The following is a 343-nucleotide window of genomic DNA, read 5'->3' on the forward strand; positions in this document are numbered from 1 at the left end:
GTCCGTCGTGACCACTGCAGGCAGCTTCAAAGACAGCGTTTCAGCACCGCCGTCGACTTCACGGGAAACAGTGGCTTTGCCATCGGCAACGACAACTTTTGATGCGAACGTCGCTTGCGGCAGGCCCGCGAGTGCAGCGAGCATTTGACCGGTCTGGTTCGAGTCGTCATCGATCGCCTGCTTGCCGAGAATGACCAATTCAGGCTTCTCCTGATCGACCAGTGCCTTCAACAGCTTCGCCACCGCCAAAGGCTGCAACTCCTCCGACGTTTCCACCAACACCGCACGATCCGCCCCGATCGCCAACGCGGTCCGCAACGTCTCCTGACACTGCGTCACCCCA

Annotated in this window: 1 pseudogene; it reads right to left on the bottom strand. The window is 60.1% G+C overall.

Annotation, left to right across the window (positions count from 1 at the left end):
- Nucleotides 1-343: pseudogene (locus U4Y90_RS36015) on the bottom strand (electron transfer flavoprotein subunit beta/FixA family protein); the annotation flags it as partial.

This window comes from Caballeronia sp. J97 (genome assembly GCF_905220305.1).
Taxonomy (GTDB): Bacteria; Pseudomonadota; Gammaproteobacteria; order Burkholderiales; family Burkholderiaceae; genus Caballeronia.